The sequence below is a fragment of the Paraburkholderia fungorum genome (genome assembly GCF_046027215.1).
Classification (GTDB): domain Bacteria; phylum Pseudomonadota; class Gammaproteobacteria; order Burkholderiales; family Burkholderiaceae; genus Paraburkholderia; species Paraburkholderia fungorum_D.
On the sequence record NZ_JAQQEN010000002.1, the window covers coordinates 20,221 to 43,189 of the forward strand.

19 protein-coding genes are annotated in these 22,969 nt (G+C 63.2%); 12 read left to right on the top strand and 7 right to left on the bottom strand.

Features of this window, described 5'->3' with window-relative positions:
* Window positions 1–192: 192 nt before the first annotated feature.
* Window positions 193–444, bottom strand: a complete 252-nt coding sequence (locus tag PQR27_RS20810; RefSeq protein ID WP_408525553.1) for a hypothetical protein — start codon at window positions 442–444, stop codon at window positions 193–195.
* Between the two features lie 264 nt (window positions 445–708).
* On the opposite strand from PQR27_RS20810, the gene PQR27_RS20815 reads away from it, so the two are divergent.
* Window positions 709–1,233, top strand: coding sequence for a DUF6496 domain-containing protein (locus tag PQR27_RS20815; protein ID WP_408525554.1), 525 nt, complete (start codon window positions 709–711; stop codon window positions 1,231–1,233).
* A gap of 69 nt (window positions 1,234–1,302) precedes the next feature.
* Here the strand turns inward: PQR27_RS20815 and aptA are convergent, their stop codons facing one another.
* Window positions 1,303–2,631: an omega-aminotransferase AptA gene (aptA, locus tag PQR27_RS20820; RefSeq protein ID WP_408525555.1), complete on the bottom strand. Its 1,329-nt coding sequence runs from the start codon at window positions 2,629–2,631 to the stop codon at window positions 1,303–1,305.
* Window positions 2,632–2,823: 192 nt separating this feature from the next.
* Between aptA and PQR27_RS20825 the strand changes: the two genes are divergently transcribed.
* Window positions 2,824–4,239, top strand: a complete 1,416-nt coding sequence (locus tag PQR27_RS20825; protein WP_408525556.1) for an aminotransferase-like domain-containing protein — start codon at window positions 2,824–2,826, stop codon at window positions 4,237–4,239.
* 17 nt (window positions 4,240–4,256) lie between these two features.
* Here the strand turns inward: PQR27_RS20825 and PQR27_RS20830 are convergent, their stop codons facing one another.
* Window positions 4,257–4,871: a LysE family translocator gene (locus PQR27_RS20830; RefSeq protein ID WP_408525557.1), complete on the bottom strand. Its 615-nt coding sequence runs from the start codon at window positions 4,869–4,871 to the stop codon at window positions 4,257–4,259.
* A 299-nt stretch (window positions 4,872–5,170) separates the two neighbouring features.
* Here PQR27_RS20830 and PQR27_RS20835 point away from each other — a divergent pair, with 299 nt between their 5' ends.
* Together PQR27_RS20835 and PQR27_RS20840 are read left to right on the top strand one after the other, a co-directional pair.
* The gene (locus tag PQR27_RS20835) at window positions 5,171–5,485 is read left to right on the top strand and encodes a DUF4148 domain-containing protein (RefSeq protein WP_408525558.1); all 315 of its coding nucleotides are present in this window, start codon (window positions 5,171–5,173) and stop codon (window positions 5,483–5,485) included.
* Between the two features lie 80 nt (window positions 5,486–5,565).
* Window positions 5,566–6,609: an alpha/beta fold hydrolase gene (locus PQR27_RS20840; RefSeq protein ID WP_408525559.1), complete on the top strand. Its 1,044-nt coding sequence runs from the start codon at window positions 5,566–5,568 to the stop codon at window positions 6,607–6,609.
* Between the two features lie 337 nt (window positions 6,610–6,946).
* Here PQR27_RS20840 and PQR27_RS20845 read toward each other — a convergent pair whose 3' ends face one another.
* Complete coding sequence (locus tag PQR27_RS20845; RefSeq protein ID WP_408525560.1) at window positions 6,947–7,417, bottom strand: YybH family protein; 471 nt, start codon at window positions 7,415–7,417, stop codon at window positions 6,947–6,949.
* A gap of 193 nt (window positions 7,418–7,610) precedes the next feature.
* Here PQR27_RS20845 and PQR27_RS20850 point away from each other — a divergent pair, with 193 nt between their 5' ends.
* The gene (locus PQR27_RS20850; RefSeq protein WP_408525561.1) at window positions 7,611–8,048 is read left to right on the top strand and encodes a response regulator; all 438 of its coding nucleotides are present in this window, start codon (window positions 7,611–7,613) and stop codon (window positions 8,046–8,048) included.
* A gap of 101 nt (window positions 8,049–8,149) precedes the next feature.
* Here the strand turns inward: PQR27_RS20850 and PQR27_RS20855 are convergent, their stop codons facing one another.
* Window positions 8,150–8,464 (bottom strand): ArsR/SmtB family transcription factor, encoded by a 315-nt coding sequence (locus PQR27_RS20855; protein ID WP_408525562.1) that lies wholly within the window; start codon window positions 8,462–8,464, stop codon window positions 8,150–8,152.
* A gap of 87 nt (window positions 8,465–8,551) precedes the next feature.
* Between PQR27_RS20855 and PQR27_RS20860 the strand changes: the two genes are divergently transcribed.
* Complete coding sequence (locus PQR27_RS20860; RefSeq protein WP_408525563.1) at window positions 8,552–9,649, top strand: NADH:flavin oxidoreductase/NADH oxidase; 1,098 nt, start codon at window positions 8,552–8,554, stop codon at window positions 9,647–9,649.
* 71 nt (window positions 9,650–9,720) lie between these two features.
* On the opposite strand, the gene PQR27_RS20865 is transcribed toward PQR27_RS20860, so the two are convergent.
* A complete protein-coding gene (locus PQR27_RS20865; protein ID WP_408525564.1) occupies window positions 9,721–10,488 on the bottom strand; it encodes a DUF4410 domain-containing protein in 768 nt (255 codons plus the stop codon).
* A gap of 874 nt (window positions 10,489–11,362) precedes the next feature.
* On the opposite strand from PQR27_RS20865, the gene phaP reads away from it, so the two are divergent.
* From phaP to PQR27_RS20880, 3 genes are all read left to right on the top strand, one after another.
* Window positions 11,363–11,785, top strand: a complete 423-nt coding sequence (phaP, locus tag PQR27_RS20870; RefSeq protein WP_408525565.1) for a phasin family protein — start codon at window positions 11,363–11,365, stop codon at window positions 11,783–11,785.
* Between the two features lie 619 nt (window positions 11,786–12,404).
* On the top strand, window positions 12,405–12,827 hold the full coding sequence (locus PQR27_RS20875) for a DUF2844 domain-containing protein (RefSeq protein ID WP_408528251.1): 423 nt from the start codon (window positions 12,405–12,407) through the stop codon (window positions 12,825–12,827).
* Between the two features lie 11 nt (window positions 12,828–12,838).
* On the top strand, window positions 12,839–14,119 hold the full coding sequence (locus PQR27_RS20880) for a DUF3443 domain-containing protein (protein ID WP_408525566.1): 1,281 nt from the start codon (window positions 12,839–12,841) through the stop codon (window positions 14,117–14,119).
* Between the two features lie 14 nt (window positions 14,120–14,133).
* Here PQR27_RS20880 and PQR27_RS20885 read toward each other — a convergent pair whose 3' ends face one another.
* Complete coding sequence (locus PQR27_RS20885; RefSeq protein WP_408525567.1) at window positions 14,134–15,381, bottom strand: zinc-binding metallopeptidase family protein; 1,248 nt, start codon at window positions 15,379–15,381, stop codon at window positions 14,134–14,136.
* 391 nt (window positions 15,382–15,772) lie between these two features.
* On the opposite strand from PQR27_RS20885, the gene PQR27_RS20890 reads away from it, so the two are divergent.
* From PQR27_RS20890 to PQR27_RS20900, 3 genes are read left to right on the top strand one after another with little or no spacing between them, the layout of a single operon-like run.
* On the top strand, window positions 15,773–19,252 hold the full coding sequence (locus PQR27_RS20890; protein ID WP_408525568.1) for a transglutaminase family protein: 3,480 nt from the start codon (window positions 15,773–15,775) through the stop codon (window positions 19,250–19,252).
* A 29-nt stretch (window positions 19,253–19,281) separates the two neighbouring features.
* Window positions 19,282–21,927, top strand: coding sequence for a circularly permuted type 2 ATP-grasp protein (locus PQR27_RS20895; protein ID WP_408525569.1), 2,646 nt, complete (start codon window positions 19,282–19,284; stop codon window positions 21,925–21,927).
* Entirely contained in the window at window positions 21,924–22,814 is an 891-nt protein-coding gene (locus PQR27_RS20900; RefSeq protein ID WP_408525570.1) for a transglutaminase family protein, read from the top strand. The genes PQR27_RS20895 and PQR27_RS20900 overlap by 4 nt, the downstream gene beginning before the upstream one ends.
* The last annotated feature ends 155 nt before the right edge of the window (window positions 22,815–22,969 follow it).

The window sequence follows — 22,969 nt, forward strand, 5'->3', positions numbered from 1 at the left end:
CACACTTAAGAATTGGCGGTGTGAGCCGCTTTCTTTTGCCTACTTTTCTTTGCGGCGGCAAAGAAAAGTAGGTGCCCCCCGCACAGGGGGAACACTAATAGACCAATAAGAAAACAAGGAAAGGCCAACGCCACAGGCACAAGGAAAATGCCGCCGCCAAAGGCAAAAACCCCCATCCACCGCTACGCGCAACTACTCCTCTGCATCATGCTCAATAACAAACCGCTTCAAATAGGCAAGCACAGCGGCCTCCCCAGCCCGATGATCGGCGGTACTCCTGGACCCCGCATTCTCCTCATCGCCGAACAGACTGGAAGGCGCATTATGTACATCGACTTCCTGGCCTTCGCGAAACACGCGAATCTCATGAACATCTTCAGCGTACTCAGCGATCCAATGAACGCCTTCGATATGCGCGCCCGCGCGAATAGTCGGTATTTTCATGGACGTCTCCCGGCAGGTCGGACCACGGCGCCAACCCTTGCTATTACCATACGCCCTCCCGCCGGGCTGCGCGAGTCTAGTCAGGTAATTTCCTGAAGTTTCGCGGCGTCGCCGGCACGCTCCCAAATCTCTCGCCGCGCCACGCAGAAAGCGCGAAAACACCCGCCAGACGGTTCGTTCAGAGGAATCGGCCGGCCCCGGAAACGGTCTTCGGCACAGCTGTTGCTGGGCAACAAAAGCCAACCACCAAACTGGAGGACCGTCATGCCCGAACAGAAAACCATCAAACGTGCCCAAGCCGACAAACGCGCCGGCAAGGCCGCGAGCACCCAAGCGGGAGAATTCGTCAAGGAACAGGTCGATAAAGTCCGCGCCGGCAAGCACGGTGTGCGATCCGCCAAGCAGGCAATCGCCATCGGTCTTTCCGAAGCACGTCGCGCGGGCGTCGCCGTAAAGTCGCCGAAGAAAGGCACCGCGAGCAAGGCAACCCGCAAAAAGGCCGATCAGGACAGCGCCGCGGGTCAGCACGCGAGCACGGCGAAAAAGAGGGGGAGCAGCGAATCGACAGCCAAACGCTCACGCGCGGCAACCAACGCGCTCAAGCGCGAGAGCGGGGCCGGTGCATCGCACGCAGCCCTGTCGAAACAGACGAAATCGGCAGCGGCTAAACGTCCGGCAGCCAGCCGCTCGGCGGCAGCGAAAAAGGCCGCCTCAACCAAGGGCGCTGCGGGCCGTTCGGCGGCAGCCAAAAAGGCTGCGCACACGAGGGCCTCGCGCGCGCATCGCTGATGGTATACACCGCGCGCGCTTCAGGGACCGCGGCGCGGATCAACCTACGCGCCGCGGTTTTGACTGCCTTTACTGAACCGTCGCCAGCACGTCGCCCACGGTCTTGAAGATGTGCGCGATCTGCTCTTCGTTGATGATCAGCGGCGGCGAGAACGCGAGGATGTCGCCGGTAAAGCGCACCAGCACGCCCGCCTCGAAGCATTTGACGAACGCTTCATAAGCACGCGCGCCCGGCGCGCCTTCGCGCGGCTCGAGTTCGACGCCCGCGACCATGCCGAGGTTGCGGACATCCTTCACATGCTTCGCGCCGCGCAGTGAATGAGCCGCTGCTTCAAACGCCGGTGCGAGCGTTGCGGCGCGTTCGAACAGGCCCTCGCGACGGTACAGGTCGAGCGTCGCCACTGCTGCGGCAGCCGCGGCAGGGTGCGCCGAATAGGTGTAGCCATGGAACAGCTCGATCGCACCTTGCGCGCCCGCGTTGACGATCGTGTCGTGGATCGTGCGGCTCGCCGCCACCGCGCCCATCGGGATCGCTGCGTTGTTGATCGCCTTGGCCATCGTGATCAGGTCCGGCGTCACGCCGAAGTATTCGCTCGCCGTGGCCTTGCCCACGCGGCCGAACCCGGTAATCACTTCGTCGAAAATCAGCAGGATGCCGTATTTGGTGCAGATTTCGCGCAACTTCTGCAGATAGCCTTGCGGCGGAATCAGCACGCCCGTCGAGCCGGCAACCGGTTCGACAATCACAGCGGCAATCGTCGACGCATCGTGCAGCGTGACGATGCGTTCGAGTTCGTCCGCGAGATGCGCGCCCCATGCGGGCTGGCCCTTCGAAAACGCGTTGTGTTCGAGGTTATGCGTGTGCGGCAGATGATCGACCGCCGGCAGCAGCGCGCCCGAAAACGTCTTGCGATTCGGTGCGATCCCGCCGACCGAAATGCCGCCGAAGCCCACGCCGTGATAGCCGCGTTCGCGGCCGATCAGTCGCGTGCGTTGACCTTCGCCGCGCGAACGGTGGTAGGCGAGCGCGATTTTCAAAGCTGTATCGACCGATTCCGACCCCGAGTTCGTGAAGAAGATCCGGTCGAGGCCGCTCGGCATCAGCTCGGCAACCCGCGTCGCGGCTTCGAATGCGAGCGGATGGCCCATCTGGAAGGTCGGCGCGAAGTCGAGCGTGGACAGTTGCTGGGTGATCGCTGCGATGATCTCGTCGCGGCCGTGGCCGGCGTTCACGCACCAGAGACCCGCGCAGCCATCGAGCACCTCGCGCCCGTCCGTGGTGCGGTAATACATGCCCTTGGCCGATTCCAGCAGGCGCGGCGCAGCCTTGAACTGGCGGTTGGCGGTGAAGGGCATCCAGAAAGACGACAGGTCGTCGATGACGGGGCGCGAAGTCATGGTTTTCTCCTCGAAGTGGTCCCCCAAGGGGACTTCCTTCGGGGCGTAGCCAAAACTGTAGCGTTCGCGGTTTAATGGCGGCATAAACAGTTGAAGCGGTGTGGTGCTAACTGTGCTGGTGAAATTGCGGTAACTGTGACGATCGGCTCGGTAGCTTATCGGGCCGCAATTTCCACCCTTTTCGTCCTGACCATGATCGAACTACAACTTGAGCGCGACCGCCGTGCGGCGCCGACCCTTGTCGAGCAGGTGGTGCACGGCTTCGCGCATGCGATCGAGGCGCAATCGCTGCGCGCCGGCGCATTGCTGCCGTCGGTGCGGCAGTTGGCTCAGAGCCACGATTTGAGCACGTTTACGGTGACCGAGGCGTACAACCGTCTTGTTTCGATGGGGCTGGTGGTCGCCCGGCGCGGTTCCGGTTATCGCGTGGCGGCGCGCGCGCAGTCCGCGCGGGTTGCCGCAACCGACTGGCAGCCGCCGAGCCTGACCGCGACGTGGCTGCTGTCCGACGTATTCGCCGACCATTCGGTGCCGATCAAGGCCGGCGGCGGCTGGCTGCCCAACGAGTGGATCAACGAAACCGGTTTGCAGCACGCGCTGCGGGCGATGAGCCGGGTGCCGGCGGCGCGTCTCGGCGACTACGGGCATCCGTACGGGTTTGCGCCGCTGCGCGAGCGGATCGCCGAACAACTCGACCGGCGTGGCTTACCTGTCGACGTCTCCAACGTGCTGCTCACGCAAGGCGCGACGCAAGGGCTCGATCTGATCGTGCGCACGTTGCTGCGCGCGGGCGACACCGTCATCGTCGAAGATCCCGGTTATTGCAATTTGCTGCAGATTCTCAAACTCGCGGGTCTGGTCGTGCATGGCGTGCCACGCACGCCGGCGGGCGTCGATACGGAGATCCTCGAAGCGCTGGTCGCGCAATACAAGCCGAAGGCAATCTTCGTCAACACCACGCTGCAGAATCCGACCGGTGCGACCTTCGGCATGTCGGCGGCGTTCCGGCTGTTGCAGATCGCGGAGCGCCAGCGCATGTGGGTGATCGAAGACGACGTGAGCCGCGAACTCGCGCCACCCGGCGCGCCGCTCTTTGCCGCGATGGAGGGCTTGCAGCGCGTGCTATACGTGGGTGGCTTCTCGAAGACGGTGACGCCTGGGCTGCGCTGCGGTTACGTGGTCGCGGAGCGCGCGGTGCTGCGCGAACTGGCGCGCACCAAGATGGCGGTGGGTTTGACCTCGTCGGAGGCAATCGAGCGGATCGTCGACAAGGTGCTGCTCGAGGGGCGCTACGCGCGTCATGTCGAAGCGGTGAACGAACGGCTCAAGCTCGCGCATGCAACCGTTGAGGAGCGGCTCGATTCGCTGGGCCTCGAACTGTTTCACCGGCCACGCGCGGGCCTGTTTCTATGGGCACGTCTGCCGATCGAAGCGGAGCGCGCCGGTGAAGTGGCGATGGCGGCGCTCACGCACGGCATCTGGCTCGCACCCGGTTCGTATTTTCGCCCCGACGACGCGCCGAGCGCGTGGTTCCGTTTCAACGCACCCTATTCGACGGATGACGCGTTGTGGCGATTTATCGAGCGAGTCGGGCAGGGTGCGATTTAGAACTACGCTTTGGTTCCCTAACTAAACAGTCTCAGCACGATCGGATAAAGCGAGAGCACCAGCAGCAGCGCCATGACCACGTTGAAAATGCGCAGCCGCTTCGGATCCGACAGCACCCGGCGCATGGCGGTGCCGAAACCGGCCCACAGGCAGATGCACGGGAACCCAATTACGTAGAAGACGGCCGCCATGGCCACGGCGTTCAGGCTGTAACTCTCGCTGAGATGGATGGTCGTGGCGGCGGTCAGCACCATCATCCATGCCTTTGGATTGACCCACTGGAACGCAATCGCCTCGTAAAACTTCATGGGACGGCGTTCGCCTTTCTTCACCTTCAGTTCACCCGACGTGCCGATTTTCCACGCGAGATACAGCAGGTAAACGACGCTTGCGACTTCGAGCACCGTGTACAGCACGGGGAAGTGAACGAAGGCCTCACCCAGCCCGATCCCAACCGACAGCATCAATAGCACCACCCCCGCGCTGATGCCCGACACGTGCGGCAGCGTGCGGCGAAAGCCAAAGTTGACCCCGGAGGCCAGCAGCATGGTGTTATTCGGACCGGGCGTGATGCTGGTGACGAGCGCGAACAGAATGCCCGCGGGCAGTGCGCTGAGGCTGAGGTAGAACATAGGTGACTCCGGTCGATAGTGCCTTCAGGCATTCTAGCGACGTTCGCCGGTACAGCACCGGTACGGTTTGATGGATGATGTCCGGTACGGAGGTTGTCCTGACTGGTGGCGCGTTGATGCGCCGCGAACTGATCGCGCCGTTTTTGTATCGCAATGTATCTGCGCCTTCGGCAGATACATGAGGTTTCACTGGCGCTTCTGGCGGACACAAGCCAGATACGTCCACGGGGTCTAATCCTTCCACGCCAGACACGCAAACGGGCGTTTGCGGGAACAAACATTCTTCTGAGGTGGAAATCATGAAAGTCATTCAATCGCTTTTGGTCGCCGCTGTTGTCGCTCTCCCGGCGTTGTCGTTCGCACAATCGAATCAGCCGCTTACCCGTGCGGAAGTCCGCGCACAACTTGTCGAGTTGCAAAAGGCCGGCTACAACCCCGCCAGCGATCAGACGCAATATCCTCGCAACATTGAAGCAGCCCAGGCGCGAGTAAACGCCCAACAGAATCTTTCGGCGTCATCATATGGATCGTCGACCGCAGGCTCTTCAGCGTCTGGCTCGCACGTGGCCGACTCGCAAGTTGTCGGTCTTGGTCCGATTTATGCCAAGCCCTGACCCGATCTGATTGAAATTCATGAAGCGCATGCCGAATCCGGCACTGCGCTGGTGTCATTCATTAATAAGGAGAACAAGGTATGTCGGATGAGATCAATACCCGGCGGCGTCGTCTGCTGGGGACGGCAGTGGCTGGTATCAGTTTGATGGAACTGGGCCTGAGCGGACTCGCTCAAGCCCAGTCGAACGGTACGACAGACGGCACAAAGGCAGCAACGCGTGTGGCGTCGTTCGAAAACATTCGCCAGATCAACGCCGGAACGCTCAGCATCGGCTATGCAGAAGCGGGCCCGAAGAATGGCCCGCCGGTCATTCTGCTGCACGGCTGGCCTTACGATATTTACAGCTTCGCCGAGGTCACGCCGCTGCTTGCGGCCGCTGGCTATCGGGTCATCGTGCCGTATCTGCGGGGCTATGGGTCGACGCGGTTCCTGTCCGCGGATACGCCGCGTAATGGCCAGCAGGCGGTGGTAGCCGTCGACATCATTGCGCTGATGGATGCGTTGAAGATCGACAAGGCGATTCTGGGCGGCTTCGACTGGGGCGCGCGTACGGCGAATATCATCGCTGCGTTGTGGCCGGAACGATGCAAGGCCATGGTGTCGGTCAGCGGCTACCTGATCGGCAGTCAGGCGGGGAACCAGGCGCCGTTGCCGCCGAAGGCGGAGCTGGCGTGGTGGTACCAGTTCTATTTCGCCACGGAGCGTGGCTATAAGGGCTATGAAGCGAACCGCCACGATTTCAACAAGCTGATCTGGCAACTGGCGTCGCCGAAATGGAATTTCGACGATGCGACGTACGAGCGCTCGGCCCAATCGTTCAACAATCCGGATCATGTAGCGGTGGTGATTCACAATTACCGCTGGCGTCTGGGACTGGTCAATGGCGAGTCGCAATATGACGAGCTCGAAAAGCGTCTGGCGACGGCGCCTGCGATCTCGGTTCCCACCATCACCATGGAAGGCGATGCCAACGGTGCACCGCATCCCGATCCGGCGGCCTACGCAAAGAAGTTCACCGGCAAGTATGCGCACCGGAACATCGGCGGCGGCATCGGCCATAACCTGCCACAGGAAGCGCCGAAAGCGTTTGCCGACGCAATCATCGATGTCGCTCATTTCTAAACAGGCGTGACGTGGTCACCGGACTCGCATGACAGGGTCGCGCTGGTACGCCACAGCCCCAAGCTATAGAGATCGGCCGCGCCAACTGGCGGGGTCGATTTAGTATCGCAGAGTATCCATGTCCTGCTCAGTTAAAAAAAGCTTGCGTCGGATGGGGTTGGCGAAAACATGCAATCCGGCCTGATTGCAAAGCCGTTCAGGATGGGAAATAAGCGCTGATGCGCGCGCACTTTGGGTGTTTCCTGGTGGATTTTATAAATTGATCTGGATGGCTAATCAATGGGAGAGGGTGCCGGTTCCCGCGTCGCGGCGTATCAGCCACCATCGCCAGGCGTACTTAGGGCACGTCGTAGGCAAGAAAGCGGGTGATTTGCCATGAGCCGTCCGCTTGCTTGGTGAATACGTCCAGCCCGTATTCTTTCGATACCTCAGCCTTGGCCGCACCATTCAGGGGCGTAACCGTCAGCGTCCAGACCACGCGAACGACGGCCAGCTCGCCCGATACGATGATCTCCTTGATATCCGGCGAGTAACGAAAGCGCCGGGTTTTATCCGCTAACGAGCGGTGCAGGAGGTCGCACATATCGTGAGCGTTGCGCTCCGGTGCACCTCGATAGTCGTAGCGAAGATTCGGAGCGAACAGACCGCAGGCGGCCGTCGCATCGCCTGCGTTGAAATCGGCACTCCATTTCAGAAGCGCGGCGCGGATTGCGGCCTGCTCTTCGTCGGCTATTTGCGCCGATGCCGGCAGGCTCGCTGCGGCAGCTAGCAGCGCACCGCATGTCGAGGGCTTGACCCGCAGATGCATGGTTTCTCCCGTGCGGTGTTCTGGTTGAATGCATGGCTTGCCGACGTTTTGCAGCGTCGATTAAAACGCTGCTGCGGTTGCGACAAAATCAAGTCCGGAGACGCCGTACCGAACCCGGTCCGGCTTCTGGGCCAGCCGGCCCCGTGGTACGGCGTTTGCTCAGTTCAGATGTTTATATTGCAAGTTGCCGCCGATGCCTCGAACACCATCTACTTGCCAAAGGTGGAGCGCCCGGGAGGTTCGGGTATTGCACGAATTTCCGCGTGTGCTCGTCGTCGATGACAACGCCGGCGCCGCCGAAGCGCTCGCCACCTATCTGTCGTACGAAGGCGTGGAAGCCCGCAGCGCCGCCGGCTGCAGCGAGGCGCTGAGCTGCGTGCGGGACTGGGTGCCGGACGTGGTCGTCCTCGACATCATGATGCCGGAGCGCGACGGTTACGAAACCGCCAGCGCGCTGCGCCGCTACCTGCCGACGCATAGCCTCGGCATCGTCGCGTTCACGTCGCTCGACGAGGACCACGTCAGGGAAACCGGTAAAGCTCGCCACAATTTTGACGGTTATTGTCAGAAAGGCACGCCGCCGACCGTGCTGCTGGCGCTCATGCGGCAGCTCTGGCGCGAACAGCGTTGAGGTTGCCGGGTGGCGTCACGCCTGCGGGCGCAAACGCCGCACATGTCGCGCTCTTTGGAGGCGCGCCGCGCCGCTCATGCCGCGGCCACGCTCGCGCCCCGTCAGGCGGGGTTACCGGCGATCTGCCTGAGAATCGCTTCCATCAAGCCGGGAAAGCGCGCGTCCAGTTCCTCACGCCGTAGCGTGTTCTGATGCACGGTGCCGGCTACGCGCGTGCGTACCAGTCCGGCTTCGCGCAGGATACGGAAGTGATGGGACACGCTCGATTTGGGCCGGCCACCGTCGAGTTCGCCGCAGGTGGCCTCGGCCACGCTCGCAAGCTGCCGGATGATCTCGAGACGCACCGGGTCGCTGAGTGCGTGGAAGAGCCGCACGAGGGTGAAAGCCTCGGCGTCGGGATGGTTATAAGTTCGCATCGTGCAGATGATAAAGGTTTCTGCGATACTGGGTACTTCGATATTTATCGAACTACCGAACAAGCTTGTCCACCGGAGCCTCACCTGATGTCAGCATTATTCCAGCCCTACAAGCTCAAGGACGTCTCCTTGCGCAACCGCATCGCCATTCCGCCGATGTGCCAGTACGCCGCGGAAGACGGCCTCATCAACGATTGGCACCGCGTGCACCTCGCCGGTCTGGCGCGCGGCGGCGCGGGCCTCGTGATTGTCGAGGCGACGGCTGTTTCGCCTGAGGGCCGTATCACGCCGGGTTGCACCGGCATCTGGAACGATGCCCAGGCGCAGGCGTTCGTGCCCGTCGTGGCGTCGATCAAGGCGGCCGGTGCCGTGCCGGGCATCCAGATCGGTCACGCCGGCCGCAAGGCCAGCGCCAACCGGCCGTGGGAAGGCGACGACCATATCGCTGAAGGCGACAGCCGCGGCTGGCAGACCCTTGCCCCTTCGGCGATCGCCTTTGGCGCGCATCTGCCGCAAGTCCCGAAAGCCATGACGCTCGACGACATCGCGCGGGTGCGCGAAGACTTCGTGGCCGCCGCCAAACGGGCGCGCGACGCGGGCTTCGAATGGCTCGAACTGCATTTCGCGCACGGCTATCTCGCTCAGAGCTTCTTCTCGACGCACTCCAATCAGCGCGACGACGCGTACGGCGGCAGCCTCGAAAACCGCAGCCGTTTCCTGCTGGAAACGCTGGCGGCCGTGCGCAAGGTGTGGCCCGAACATCTGCCCTTGACCGCGCGTTTCGGCGTCATCGAATACGACGGGCGCGACGAGCAAACACTCGCCGAATCCATCGAGCTGGCGAAGAATTTCAAACGGGAAGGGCTGGATATGCTGAGCGTCAGCGTGGGCTTTTCCACGCCTGAGGCACAGATTCCCTGGGCGCCTGCGTTCCTCGCGCCGATCGCCGAGCGGGTGCGCCGTGAAGCGGGTATCGCGGTCTCTTCGGCATGGGGTATCGATACGCCGGAACTCGCCGACCGTTCCATCAGGGACGAGCAGCTCGATCTCGTGATGGTGGGCCGCGCACATCTGGCTGACCCGCACTGGCCGTATCACGCGGCGCGCAAGCTGGGTATCGAACGTCCGTCCTGGACGCTGCCCGCGCCGTACGCGCACTGGCTCGAACGCTACGCGGTTGCCTGAACGGGAATCCGGCTCGGCCATCGCGGTGTGCAGTTTCGTGCTGGTGGGGCTGGTTGGGCTGCGTGGGCGGGTTACGATCCTTTGGCGTGCCCGCTGGAGAGCCAGCCTTCGCTGACGCCAATCTGCGCCACCTGTTTCGCGACCGCGTCGGCCATCCGTGTTGCGTCTGCCGACACGCCGGCGCGTTTGGTTTCCGACACGGCATGCACGCCGCCGCCCACCGCCGCCGAGGTGGCGATACCGCCGGCCGCGGCGCCTACCCCAGCTGTTTCCGCGATGCCGGGTGCCTTGCCGCTGTCGGCGGTGGCGTCGAAGCTTTGCACCAGCCGCGGCGTGCCGCCCGCGGGTTTATACAGGATCTGCACCGAGCTGCTGACCTGACTCTTGCCCGCGCCCAGGCCGATCAGCATGCGGCGGCGGCGATTGCCCGAATCGATCTTGTCGAAGCTGCCTTGCACGAGCAGGACATTCTGATCCGCAGGCGCGGGGACATCCGAGCGGATCGCGTGCAATCCCATCGATTGCAATTGATGCACGATTTCATTGGCCACCTGTTCACGCACTTCGGCAGCGTCGGCGGCCTGTTTCTGCGCGGCGGACGCACCGTCGATATGCGACTCCAGTTTCTGCAGCATGCCGCTGTCCAGTTTCACCTGGTCGGGGCTGCCGTCAAACGTATAGACGTAGATATTGTCCGGCCGTACCGGCGGCTGTGCGCCGTACTGGCTTGCGTTGGTCACGCTGCCGGCGCAACCGGTCAGGAGAGCGCCGCCGCACACCAGTGCGACGCATGCAATACGAGTGGCATTTTCTTTGAGAAGTCTGACTGAATTCAACATGATCGTCCTGTTGTCGGCACGTGGGTGCCGTCCTGTTCAAATGGTTCATCCGATGATCAGGCAACCGTAGGATCGTTCATCATCGGCGATTGCATTCGCACGTGAAGCACCCTTGATCTCATGCGTTGTTTGTTACGCACCGGCAGCGAAACGAAGTATGGGCGAGGCACTTCCCAAACTCCATTCATCAATTGTGTCGGCTGATGTCACGACGAACGGGGCAGCACGAGGCGTGTCGCGCGAGGTCGCGGCGATGCGAAAAGGTGGGGACGTGAGCGGGGAAACGGAACGGCGTGTGGCTGATCGACTTCAATGTCGCGTGGTGCGAACGCGTCGAATACGGTGTGACGCGATCGCTAGCGCGGACCTCAACTCAACGCGAGCTTGATGATGCAACCGAGGACGAAGACGAGGAGGGCGGCGGCAACCGCCATATTCAATGGGTAGCGCATTCTTCACCACACGCGAGTGTTGCACTGCCAATATCCTAATCACCTGATGGAAGAAAAAAAGTCGGCAGTACCGCGGTTATGTGCGCAAGCTAACGCAGCGATCCGATCCGTCGCAGGGGTTTTGCACGGGAGCGCTTCCAGTTTTTTCACTCTTCGGGATGCGCTGCTGGGCCTCTTTTTTCCCGGGCAAAAGTGACCGCCGCTTCAGGCGAAAACGCCCGCTTCGAGCAGCCGCGCCAGGGTGTGCCCGCTGGCGCAATATTCCCAGATGGCGCATGATTGAACCGAGGTGCCGTCCGACCCCAGAAGCAACCCGCTTCCATGAGCCGCGCGGCGCACCCAGGCCACCGGTGCATCGATCGAGGAGGCAGGTTGCGGCGATGCCCGGCCGGCGCGTAGTCAAACGTTAAGGAGGATTTCGCATGGACCGACCTGACGCCGCCAATCCGTTTGGCGATTTCACCAAAATGCTGGAGCAGTTCAAGCTCCCCGGCTTCGACGTGCCCGCCATCATGGAAGCGCGACGCAAGGACGTCGAAGCGCTGGTTCAGGCCAATCAGACCGCGCTGCAGGGCATGCAGTCGCTCGCGCAAAAGCAGGCCGACATGCTGCGCACCACGCTAGGCGAATTGCAGTCGCTGACGGGGCAACTGTCGACCGGCGGTGCACCTTCGCCGAAAGCGGCTGAGTTGATCCAGCAAAGTTTGCACAAGTCGCTGGCCGATATGCAGCAACTGGCGCAGGCCGCGTATCAGACGCAGGCCGAATCGTATGCGGTAATCGCAAAACGCGTAGAAGAAAACGTGCAGGAGCTTAAAACGCTTTTGCAGCAGCAGAAAAAGTAACGGGTAGCAACGTGTTGAATGGCTCGATCAGGGCATAACACGGACCCGTTCAGTATCCATACCGCGAACAACGGCAACGTTATTCGCGGTATTTTTTTGGGCATCCGAATTCATTTAAAGCGCGATTTTCTCTTCACACAAAAGCGCGCTGTAGCGGCGCTTATCTTCAGATGAAAATACCCTTTTTAGAGGGTTTATTCAGCGTGTGCTTACATTGCTCGCTGAACACCGCGAGCGCCAGGATTTTTCTACTATCGCTCGGTTTTTTTGCACGCGTGCCCGCTTTAAACCCAGCAGATCGCAAAAACAGGCGCTAAAGGGCCGTCCCTTGGCGGTTCTGTCCCGAAAAAGCAGACACGTTCGAATGGCGTCGGAATCGCGGAAGGTTTAAATCGCAGCGCAATCGATTGCAATGGCCGGGGGCGATCGCTAAAGTTTCGCGCCGCCACTCCGTAGACGCATTCACGCAGCCGCAGTGGAGTGAATGCAGCGCCGGCACCGCCGGTCAGGAGTGCGCCCCTAGTTTCCCGTTTGCGATTGGCGTACGTGCCGGTCACGAGCGTTTCACCTCGAAGGAAATCTCTTGAAACCGAAGCTCTATACCGGTATTGCTCGCGCAATGCTCGGAGCGAGTTGCGCGCTGTCGTTTGCCGCGCACGGCACGCTTGGCCAGAACGTCAGCACCATCGATAGCGATCAGACGCGCATGCATGCCGTTGCTCATACGGCCACTACGCAAAGCGCGTATTCGGTACACCTGATTACGATGCCCTCCGGCACGCTGGTGCGCGAGTACGCGGCGCGCAACGGGGTGGTTTTCGGCGTGGCATGGGAAGGCCCGACGCTGCCGGATCTGAAGGCGATGCTGGGCACCTCCTTCGACCAGTACGCCGCCGCTACGGCCACGCGCCGGGGAACGCCGTTCGCGGTGTCCAACAGCGATCTGGTGGTGTTCTCCGCCGGCCATCTGCGCGCGTTTGCCGGCCATGCGTATTTGCCGCAAGCGGTGCCCGCGGGCGTCGACGCCGGCGTCATTCAATAACGGAGCGAATCATGCGTCATACGTCTTCGTTGCTTACCCTGTTCTGCGCGACGTTGCTCGCGTTGCTGGTCAGTGCCTGTGGCGGCGGGGGCGGCGGTGGCTCCAGCAGCGCCGGCGCGGCGGCCGGCTCCGGTAACTCCACCAACCTGTCGGGCGGCTCTAATGTCACCAATCCGGTGCTTGCGCCACAAGTGCTGGCAGCCAACGCGGTGCGGGTGAGCGTCGATGCCGGCGTAAGCGGCGTGCCGAACATGCCGTTCGTCAGCATCACGCTTTGCGCGCCCGGCACCAGCCAATGTCAGACCATCGATCATGTGCTGGTAGATACCGGTTCGTGGGGCTTGCGCGTGTTCGCCTCGCAATTGCCCGCTTCGATGGCGCTGCCCCAGCAGAAAGATGGCACCGGCAATCCGGTCGCGGAATGCATGCAGTTTTTCGACGGCTACACGTGGGGTGCGGTGAAGCTCGCCGATCTGCAGATCGGCGGCGAAAGAGCGGCTTCGCTGCCGATTCAGGTGATCGATCCGAGCTATGCGGCGTTGCCGGCTGACTGCGCGGCTGTCGGGCCGTCGCGCAATACGCCTTCGGCGTTGCAGGCCAACGGCATATTGGGTATCGGCGTGTTCAAGCACGACTGCGGCGCGGCCTGCGCGCAGCAGGCAGTGGCCGCGACTTATTACGGCTGCAACGGCAGCGCCTGCGCGTCGATTCCGCTCGCCGAATCGTTGCAGGTCGCCAATCCGATTCCGTATTTCGCCACCGACAACAACGGTTCGCTATTGAGCCTGCCGGCGGTATCAGGCGGCGCGACGGCGGTTGCCGGGCAACTGGTGTTCGGCATCGGCACGCAGACCAACAATACGCTGGGCGGGGCGCAGGTGATCGGCGTGAGTCCGTCCACCGGCACCTTCACGACGGTGCAGAACGGCACGACCTATTCGAGCAGCATTCTGGACAGCGGCTCGACTGGCCTGTTCTTCCAGACCAGCGCGTTGCCGGTCTGCGCGAGTCCGAATAGTGCTTACTTCTGCCCGGCGTCGACCGCGTTGATGAGCGCGATGATCGAGGGCGTGAACGGTGTGACGAGCGCGGTCAACTTCAGCGTTGGCAATGCCACGGCGATTGCGCAGACGTACAGTGGCGACGCGGCGCTGCCGTTGCTGGCAGGGCCGGCTTTCGTGAAATCGTCGGTGTTCGACTGGGGCTTGCCGTTCTTTTACGGCCGCAATGTGTACGCTGCCGTCGAGCAACAGGCCACACCGGGCGGCATGGGGCCTTACGTCGCGTATTGAACGCGCGAGCCGATCTAGCGCCGGCGCGCGGCTCGTTTGGGTGGTGCCGCCGTGGTGTCGGGTGCGGACTGTGGCGTCAGGTCTGTCGGCACCGTTGGCTGTGACAGCGGCGGTGGCGCAGGTGCTGATTCTGACGGCGCCAACGCCGCTGCCGCGCCTGCATCGACCGCCGGCGTAGCCGCTTCCCGCGGCTGCGACTTGTCCCCCACCGCCGCAATCACGCGATGCACGAAGCGCAGCTTGTCGACCACCGGCGCGGCCAGCGTGAACGGATAACCGTCGGGCATGCCGAGACTGCGGTTCAGGCTGTTCAACGCATACGTGAGCGGAAACCAGCGCTTCATCAGATTCTCGAAGCTCGCGTCTTCCACAGGCGTGCGGTCGGTCAGCGTCGGCTCGCTCGGGTCGTCCGGCAGCAGGGCGACGCCGTACGAAGTAGAGGTGTCCAGCACGTCGACGATCAGCATGTAGTGCGCCCACGTCTCCGCCCAATCCTCCCACGGATGCATGGTTGCATACGCACTGATGCACGACGCCTGCCAGTCGGCAGGCGCGCCGTCGCGGTAGTACGCGGTCAGCGCCTCGCCGTAGTCGGCGCTTTCGTCGCCGAAGCGCGCGCGGAACGGCTCGAGCCAGCGCGGGTTGTTCTCCACCAGTTGACTGAAGTAGTAGTGCCCCGTCTCATGGCGGAAGTGGCCGAGCAGGGTGCGGTACGGCTCGCCCATCGAGGTGCGCACCTGTTCGCGGTAGGCGTCGTCCGCCTCGGCGATGTTCAGCGTGATCAGGCCGTTGTCGTGACCGGTCATGATCCGCTCGCCCTCGCCGCCGCCGTCCTCGAGAAACTCGAAGGCAAGTCCGTGCTCGGGATCGGCCTGGCGCGACTGGACGTCGAGACCCAGCGCGGCCAGCGTGTAGAGCAGACGCCGCTTCGCCATTTCCAGCCGATACCAGTAGAGCCGGTTGTCCGGCGCGCTCAGATTCGGGATCGTGAGCGTCAGCTGGCAGGCGCGGCACAAGGCGTCGGGCGAGTCGGCGGGAATCATCCAGTTGCAGACGTTTTCCACGCTGTAGTTGTGGCACTGGCGGAACAGCGCAGCTTCGGCGCGCGGATGCAGGCTGCGCCAGCGTCCTTCGTCAGCCTCTTCAAAGGCGCTGATTTCAGCCAGTTCAGGAACGTAGCCGAGCAACGCGTCGCACCGTTCGCAGCGAACGTTTTCATAGAACACGAGGTGCGCGCAGCGGTTGCAGTGGAAGGTTTTCATCGATGGGCCCGGATGGTGGGTGGCCACGTGAGTGGCAATAAACAAGCCGGAGACGGCGCGCTTCGTCAGCCGGCGGTGGCCGGCCGGCAAGCGCCGCTCGCCGCCTGAAAGAGAGAAGAAGGTGCGCAAACTTCATGCCGCATTTGCCAGACGTCACTGGTTTAACGCACATTACGTGCATGATCGTGCGTCGGCCCTGCGCCGCTTTGGTGCGCGAGGCCGGAAAAGGCAGTGGAAAGGCGCGCTGATCGGGCGACCGGAGTCCCGGGCGGCGCGGCACACTTCAAGGCAGGCTGTATTCCGGGCGGTGCAGGCAGTTCACGCGGTTTTTCGATCAACGGCATGAAGCTTGCTTTTTGGCGGCCTGCCATCCTTTGTCCAGGAGTCAGGTGTGTCCATACGCGTTGCGTTGAATCATGTCACACATTACCGCTACGACAGGCTGGTTGCGCTGTCGCCCCAGGTCGTGCGTCTCAGGCCTGCGCCGCATTGCCGGACTCCGATCCTGTCTTATTCGATGCGGGTCGAACCGGCCGACCACTTCATCAACTGGCAGCAGGACGCGTTCGCCAATTATCAGGCGCGCCTCGTGTTCCCCGAGAAGACGCGTGAATTCAAGGTGACGGTGGACCTGGTCGCCGAAATGGCCGTCTATAACCCGTTCGACTTCTTTCTCGAGCCGTCGGCGGAACAGTTTCCCTTCGAGTATTCGGCGGGCCTTGCATTGGAGCTTGCGCCGTATCGCGTCAAACGCCCGATGACACCGCGCTTCGCCGAATTCGTGGCGAGCATCGACCGCACGCCGGCCGGCACGGCCGATTTTCTGGTGGCATTGAACCAGCGGCTGCAGCGCGAGATCCGCTACCTGATCCGCATGGAGCCCGGTGTGCAGACGCCCGAGGAGACCCTTATCAGCGCTGCCGGGTCGTGCCGCGATTCGGGCTGGCTGCTGGTCGAAACCCTTCGGCAACTCGGGCTGGCGGCGCGCTTTGTGTCCGGCTACCTGCTGCAACTGGCGCCCGACACCAAATCGATCGACGGCCCGAGCGGCACCGAAGTCGACTTCACCGACCTGCATGCGTGGTGCGAGGTATATCTGCCCGGCGCGGGCTGGATCGGCCTCGATCCCACGTCCGGCCTGCTCGCCGGCGAAGGGCATATCCCGGTGGCCTGCACGCCGGAGCCCGGCAGCGCGGCGCCGATCTCCGGCGCGGTCGACGAATCGGAAGTCGAGTTCGAACACACCATGTCGATCGAACGGGTGCTGGAGACGCCGCGCGTCACCAAACCGTTCAGTGAGGCGGTATGGCGCGACGTGCTGAACATGGGTGCGCAGGTCGACCGGCGGCTCAACGAGATGGATGTGCGCCTGACCATGGGCGGCGAGCCGACCTTCGTGTCGGTGCGCGACCGCGACGCCGCCGAATGGAATACCGACGCGCTCGGACCCACCAAGCGCGGCTACGCGGTCGCGCTGATGGACAAGCTGCGCTCGGAATATGGCGCGAACGGCTTTCTGCATATCGGCCAGGGCAAGTGGTATCCGGGCGAACAGTTGCCGCGCTGGGCGATGTCGCTTTACTGGCGCGCCGACGGCGAACCGTGCTGGCAAGACCCGTCCCTGTTCGCCGACGAACGCGAGCCGGGCACCTACAGCGCCGGCGATGCGCAGCGTTTCCTCGCGCATCTGGCGGGCAAGCTGGCGCTCGACACGAGCTGCATCCAGCCCGGTTTCGAGGATGTCTGGTACTACCTGTGGCGTGAACGCCGTCTGCCGGTCAACGTCGATCCGTTCGATGCGCGTCTGGACGACGAACTCGAGCGCGTGCGTTTGCGGCGCGTGTTCGACGCGGGGCTGGGCGGCGCATCCGGTTATGTCCTGCCGCTCGCGCGCGAACGCGACGTGCCTGACCAGGCCCCGACGTGGGTCAGTGGCCGCTGGTTCTTCCGCGACGAGCGCATGTTCCTGATTCCCGGCGATTCGCCGATGGGCTATCGCCTGCCGCTCGACACGTTGCCGTGGGTGTCGAAGACCGACTATCCGTATCAGCACGCCCACGATCCGTTTGCGCCGCCCGTGCCGTTGCGCCCGGCCGCGCAATTGCGCATGCAATATGACGGCGACGGCGCGGGCCGTGCCATGACTTCCGCCGATGCCCGCAATGCGGCTGCGCTGTCCTCATCGGCGGCGGATCTGCTGAGCGGCATGCCGGGCAGCGGCGCGCTCGCCTATGCGGGCGCGCCCGGCGATCAGGCGGCGCCGGCACGCGGGCAGTCGTCGAAAGAGACGATTCGTACGGCGATCTGCGTCGAAGCACGCGATCCGAAACGTGCCGCCGGTCCGAAAGCCGAAACCGAGACGTTCGGCAGCGGCCGCACGCTGCTGCATGTGTTCATGCCGCCGCTTACCGAACTCGACGACTATCTCGACCTGCTCGCCGCGGTTGAAGCGACCGCCGCCGAGTTGCGGATGAAGGTGGTGATCGAAGGCTATCCGCCGCCGCGCGATGCGCGCCTGAAAGTGTTGCAGGTGACGCCGGACCCGGGCGTGATCGAAGTGAACATTCATCCGGCCTCGAACTGGGAGCAACTGGTCGATCACACCGAGTACCTGTATCAGTCGGCTGCCGAAAGCTATCTGAGCAGCGAAAAGTTCATGACCGATGGCCGGCATACGGGAACCGGCGGTGGCAATCACTTCGTGCTCGGCGGCGCGACGCCTGCCGACAGCCCGTTCCTGCGCCGTCCCGATCTGCTCGCGAGTCTGATCGCGTACTGGCTGAACCATCCGTCGCTGTCGTATCTGTTCTCGGGATTGTTCATCGGGCCGACCAGCCAGGCGCCGCGTATCGACGAAGCGCGCAACGATCAGGTCTATGAACTCGAAGTGGCGTTCCGTGAATTGCAGCGGCAGATCGATCTGCTCGGTGGCCGCGACAGCGCGAATCTGCCTGCGTGGATGATCGACCGCTCGCTGCGCAATATCCTGATCGACGTGACCGGCAACACGCACCGCGCCGAGTTCTGTATCGACAAGCTCTATTCGCCCGATGGCCCGACCGGCCGCCTCGGCCTGCTCGAATTGCGCGGTTTCGAAATGCCGCCGCATGCGCGCATGAGTCTGGTGCAGCAGTTGCTGTTGCGCGCGCTGGTGGCGCGTTTCTGGCACACGCCGTACACGCAGCGGCTCACGCGCTGGGGCACGGAACTGCACGACCGCTTCCTGCTCGGCACCTTCGTGAAGATGGATTTCGACGACGTGCTCGGCGAACTCAATCAGGCCGGCTTCGCGTTCGACAGCAGCTGGTTCGCGCCGCACTTCGAATTCCGCTTCCCGCTGGTGGGCGAAGTCGCGGTGGCCGGCATGTCGCTGACGATCCGCAATGCGCTCGAACCGTGGCATGTGATGGGCGAAGAGGGCTCGCCGGGCGGCACGGTGCGCTATGTCGATTCCTCGGTGGAGCGGCTCGAAGTGCGTGTGCTCGGTCTGAACGACAACCGCCATGTGGTGACCGTCAACGGCGTGCCGCTGCCGTTGCAGCCGACCGGGCGCGTGAGCGAGTACGTGGCCGGCGTGCGCTTTCGCGCGTGGGCGCAGCCGTCCGCGCTGCATCCCACCATCGGCGTGGATGCGCCGCTCACTTTCGATATCGTCGATACATGGACCGGGCGTTCAGTGGGCGGATGCCAGTATCATGTCGCTCATCCGGGTGGCCGCAATTACCAGACCTTCCCGGTCAATGCTTACGAGGCGGAAAGCCGGCGGCGCGCACGGTTCTTTGCGTCCGGCCACACGCCGGGGTCGTTCGCGGTTCAGACGCCGCAGCGCAGCCTCGAGTTTCCGTTCACGCTGGATCTGCGCTACTGGTAAACGCAGCACACTCTTAAAACGACACGACCTTGGCCTTTCAATCGACTTTTCCTTTCGAAACGTCCGCCGCTCGCGCGGACGCTTCGTCCTTGCTGCGGCTCCTGCCGGCTCACGAAGGACACTGGGACGAGTTGCGCGACGCCTCGGGTGCGTTGCGTGAGCCGTGGCGGCAATTCTTCGAACGGCTCGGCGAAGACGGCGTCGCGCGTCTGGAAGATAACCGCGCCTCGGTCGCGCAGCAGATCCGCGATAACGACATCAGCTACAACGTCTATGCGGATAACGGCGAGCCCAGGCCGTGGGCGCTGGATCTTCTGCCGTTCCTCATTAGCGAGCAGGAATGGGCGCATATCGAGCGGGGCGTGACGCAGCGCGCGCATCTGCTCAATGCGATCGTCGCCGATATCTATGGGCCGCAAACCCTGCTTCAGCGTGGCCAGTTGCCGCCCGCGCTGGTATTCGGGCATCCCGGCTATCTGCGCTCAGTGAAGGGCTTCACGCCGCCGGGCGGCCAGTATCTGCAAGTGGTAGCGGTGGATCTGGCGCGCACGCCGGGCGGCAACTGGACCGTCATCGCGCATCGCACCGAGGCGCCGTCCGGTCTTGGCTATGCACTGGAAAACCGGCTGATCGTGTCGAGCCTGTTCGCCGATCCGTTCCGCGCGATGCACGTGAGCCGTCTCGCGCCGACCTATTCGCAACTGATCGCAACGCTCGTGCAGGGTGCCCAGGCCACGATGCGGCACGACGGTCCGGGCGCGGAAGGTTCGGCCTTGCCCCATATCGCGTTGCTCACGCCGGGGCCGTTTAGCGAAATGTACTTCGAGCACGTGTTTCTCGCGCGCTATCTCGGCGTGACGCTGGTCGAAGGCAAAGACCTGACGGTACGCGACGACATGCTGTACCTGAAGACCCTCGCCGGTCTCGAACGGGTGCACGTCGTGCTGCGTCGTCTGGACGACGCATTCTGCGACCCGGTTGAACTGCGCGCGGATTCGAGTATCGGTGTGCCGGGTCTGTTGCAGGTGATGCGCGCGGGCAATGTGATCGTGTCGAATGTGCCGGGTTCGGGTTTTGTCGAATCGCCGGCGTTGCACGGATTCTTGCCGGGCATTGCCGAAGTCCTGCTCGACGAAGACCTCGTGCTGCCAGGTGTGGCGACATGGTGGTGCGGCGAAAAGGCGGCGCGCGAGCACGCGTTCGCCCGTCTGGACGAAGCGTTCATCGTGCCGACGTGGCCGGTGGCGCCACGCGATGCGCCGCCTGGCGTCGAACAGGGCCGGCAGCGCCTGTCGTCGTGGCGCGAGCGCATTGAAGCGATGCCCGACGCTTACACCATCCAGCAACCGCAGCGCTTTGCCTGCACGCCGCGTTACGAGGAAGGCACGATTGGCCGCCGTCCTTCGGTGTTGCGCGTCTATGCGATTGCCGATTTCAACGGCGGCTGGCATGTGATGCCCGGCGGCTTCACACGTCTTGCCGCCGAGCGCCAGACCACAGTGTCGATGCAGTTCGGCGGCAGCAGTGTCGATACGTGGGTGTTGTCGAGCCAGCCGACCTCGACCTTCACGCTGCTGCCTTCGCCGATGCAACCCGCCGACCTCGCGCGCAAGCATCGCACGGTGTCGAGCCGTGCCGCGGAAAACCTGTTCTGGGCGGGGCGTTATGGCGAACGCGCCGAAAACAACGTGCGGCTATTGCGCCTGATTCTGGGCTCGCTGGAAGGCACCGATGCCGATGCGATGTTTCCCACGCTCGTCGAACTCGCGCTGCATTGCGGTCTGGTGCAGTCCGGCGACATGTTTGCGCCGCATTCGCCGCAGGCTTTCGAGCGCGCGCTGATCGCCAATCTGAGCGAGACCACCGGCGCCGCGAGCATCGGCCAGAACCTGACCAGCCAGGCGCGCTCGAATGGCGAGATACGCGGGCGTTTGTCGAACGATCATTGGCGCACGATTCTCGCGGCGCGCAACGACTTTCGCGATGCCTTGCAGACGCTGATGCCGGCGGCGGCCTCGAATGGCGCGGGTTCGGCGCAAGGTAATGGGCGCAGTGAGGGACGCAGTGAGCGTTATGACCGCTACGATCGGGTGACGCTGTTGAACGCGCTTGAACGGCTCTCGGTACAGCTATCGGCGATCAGCGGCGCGCAGGGCGACCGCATGACACGCGACGAAGCGTGGCGCCTGCTCTTTGTGGGGCGGCATATCGAACGGGTCTCGGCGATGACCTCGACTCTGCGCGTGGTCGCCGACAAGGGCCGGCTCGCGACGCCCGCCGGTTTCGATCTGCTGCTGCAACTGTTCGATAGTACGCTGACGTATCGCTCGCTGTATCCGGGCCGTTTCGAAGTGCCGGCCTTGCTCGACCTGCTGGTGATCGAGCCCACTAATCCGCGCGGCGTGTACGGCGTCTATGAGCGTCTGCGCAAAAAGCTCGACGAGATCGCCGTGGCGGCGGGCAGCATGCGGCATCGTCCGTTCGCGGAGTTGATGCCGCCGGCGGCATCGCTGCCCACGCTCGAACATCTGTGCGCAACCGACGAAACCGGTGCCTACGTCGATCTGATGGCGGTGTGCGATCAGATTGGCGGCTTTGTCGGAGCGGCGGCGCACGAGATCAGTGCGCGCTATTTCAGCCACGCCAGTACCGTCGCTTCGCAGGTGTGGTCATGAAGAGCGCGCCGACCGTGCTGTCCGTTTCGCATCGCACGACTTACCATTACTCGACTTATGTCGAGACCGCGCAGCATCTCGCCACGATCCGGCCGATCGTCTGTGCGTGGCAGCGCGTGGTGTCGCATTCGGAAAAGATCGAGCCGGGGCCGTCGTACCTGCATAGCCGTATCGACGCATTCGGCAATGACGTGCTGTATTTCGCGCTGGACGCACCGCATGAACGCCTGCAACTCGTCAGCGAAACAACGGTGGCGCTCACGCCGCGCTGGACCACGCTCGACCCGGAGGCGACGCCTGAATGGGAAGACGTGGCCGATGCATCGCGCTTTCACGTGGGCGGGGCATTCCGTCGCGAGGTGGAGTTCTGTTTCGCCTCGCCGAACATCGTGCCGCGGCCTTCGCTGCGCGAGTACGCGTTGCCGAGTTTTCCACCGGGCACGCCGGTCGCGGCCGGCGCTATCGACCTGATGCACCGGATTCACGAAGATTTCGCCTACAAGCCTTCCGCGACGATGTTCGATACGCCCGCCGAGCGCGCGTTCGAACTGAAGAGCGGCGTATGCCAGGATTTTGCGCAGGTGATGATCGGCTGTTTGCGCTCGCTCGGCTTGCCGGCACGGTACGTGAGCGGTTATTTGCGTAACGACCCGCCGCCGGGACAGCCGCGGCTGATCGGTGCGGATGCCTCGCATGCGTGGGTGTCCGTGTATTGCCCGGGGAGTGGCTGGATCGATCTCGATCCGACCAATGACGTGCTTGCCGATATGGATCACGTGACGCTTGCGATCGGGCGCGATTACAGCGACGTGTCCTTGCTGCGCGGGATGATTTTGGGCGGTGGGGCGCATCGGGTGGAAGTGGGCGTCACCGTGCTTGCTCTTTGACACCCGGGCGGCAGCGCACTTTCTGACCAGACAGATTCAATCGACGTGCCGTCTGTTTTGCAGCGGTATGCGCCGCCGTACGCTCATTTCACCCCGTTCGGGGAAAACCCTCTCCATTCATTCCCACTCACCGGGAATCCAATTTTTGAAATTCG

Excerpts from the sequence above, each read along its gene's own strand:
- PQR27_RS20810 (WP_408525553.1), bottom strand. The coding sequence starts at position 444 with ATGAAAATACCGACTATTCGCGCGGGCGCGCATATCGAAGGCGTTCAT.
- PQR27_RS20815 (WP_408525554.1), top strand. The coding sequence starts at position 709 with ATGCCCGAACAGAAAACCATCAAACGTGCCCAAGCCGACAAACGCGCC.
- aptA (WP_408525555.1), bottom strand. The coding sequence starts at position 2,631 with ATGACTTCGCGCCCCGTCATCGACGACCTGTCGTCTTTCTGGATGCCC.
- PQR27_RS20825 (WP_408525556.1), top strand. The coding sequence starts at position 2,824 with ATGATCGAACTACAACTTGAGCGCGACCGCCGTGCGGCGCCGACCCTT.
- PQR27_RS20830 (WP_408525557.1), bottom strand. The coding sequence starts at position 4,871 with ATGTTCTACCTCAGCCTCAGCGCACTGCCCGCGGGCATTCTGTTCGCG.
- PQR27_RS20835 (WP_408525558.1), top strand. The coding sequence starts at position 5,171 with ATGAAAGTCATTCAATCGCTTTTGGTCGCCGCTGTTGTCGCTCTCCCG.
- PQR27_RS20840 (WP_408525559.1), top strand. The coding sequence starts at position 5,566 with ATGTCGGATGAGATCAATACCCGGCGGCGTCGTCTGCTGGGGACGGCA.
- PQR27_RS20845 (WP_408525560.1), bottom strand. The coding sequence starts at position 7,417 with ATGCATCTGCGGGTCAAGCCCTCGACATGCGGTGCGCTGCTAGCTGCC.
- PQR27_RS20850 (WP_408525561.1), top strand. The coding sequence starts at position 7,611 with ATGCCTCGAACACCATCTACTTGCCAAAGGTGGAGCGCCCGGGAGGTT.
- PQR27_RS20855 (WP_408525562.1), bottom strand. The coding sequence starts at position 8,464 with ATGCGAACTTATAACCATCCCGACGCCGAGGCTTTCACCCTCGTGCGG.
- PQR27_RS20860 (WP_408525563.1), top strand. The coding sequence starts at position 8,552 with ATGTCAGCATTATTCCAGCCCTACAAGCTCAAGGACGTCTCCTTGCGC.
- PQR27_RS20865 (WP_408525564.1), bottom strand. The coding sequence starts at position 10,488 with ATGTTGAATTCAGTCAGACTTCTCAAAGAAAATGCCACTCGTATTGCA.
- phaP (WP_408525565.1), top strand. The coding sequence starts at position 11,363 with ATGGACCGACCTGACGCCGCCAATCCGTTTGGCGATTTCACCAAAATG.
- PQR27_RS20875 (WP_408528251.1), top strand. The coding sequence starts at position 12,405 with ATGCTCGGAGCGAGTTGCGCGCTGTCGTTTGCCGCGCACGGCACGCTT.
- PQR27_RS20880 (WP_408525566.1), top strand. The coding sequence starts at position 12,839 with ATGCGTCATACGTCTTCGTTGCTTACCCTGTTCTGCGCGACGTTGCTC.
- PQR27_RS20885 (WP_408525567.1), bottom strand. The coding sequence starts at position 15,381 with ATGAAAACCTTCCACTGCAACCGCTGCGCGCACCTCGTGTTCTATGAA.
- PQR27_RS20900 (WP_408525570.1), top strand. The coding sequence starts at position 21,924 with ATGAAGAGCGCGCCGACCGTGCTGTCCGTTTCGCATCGCACGACTTAC.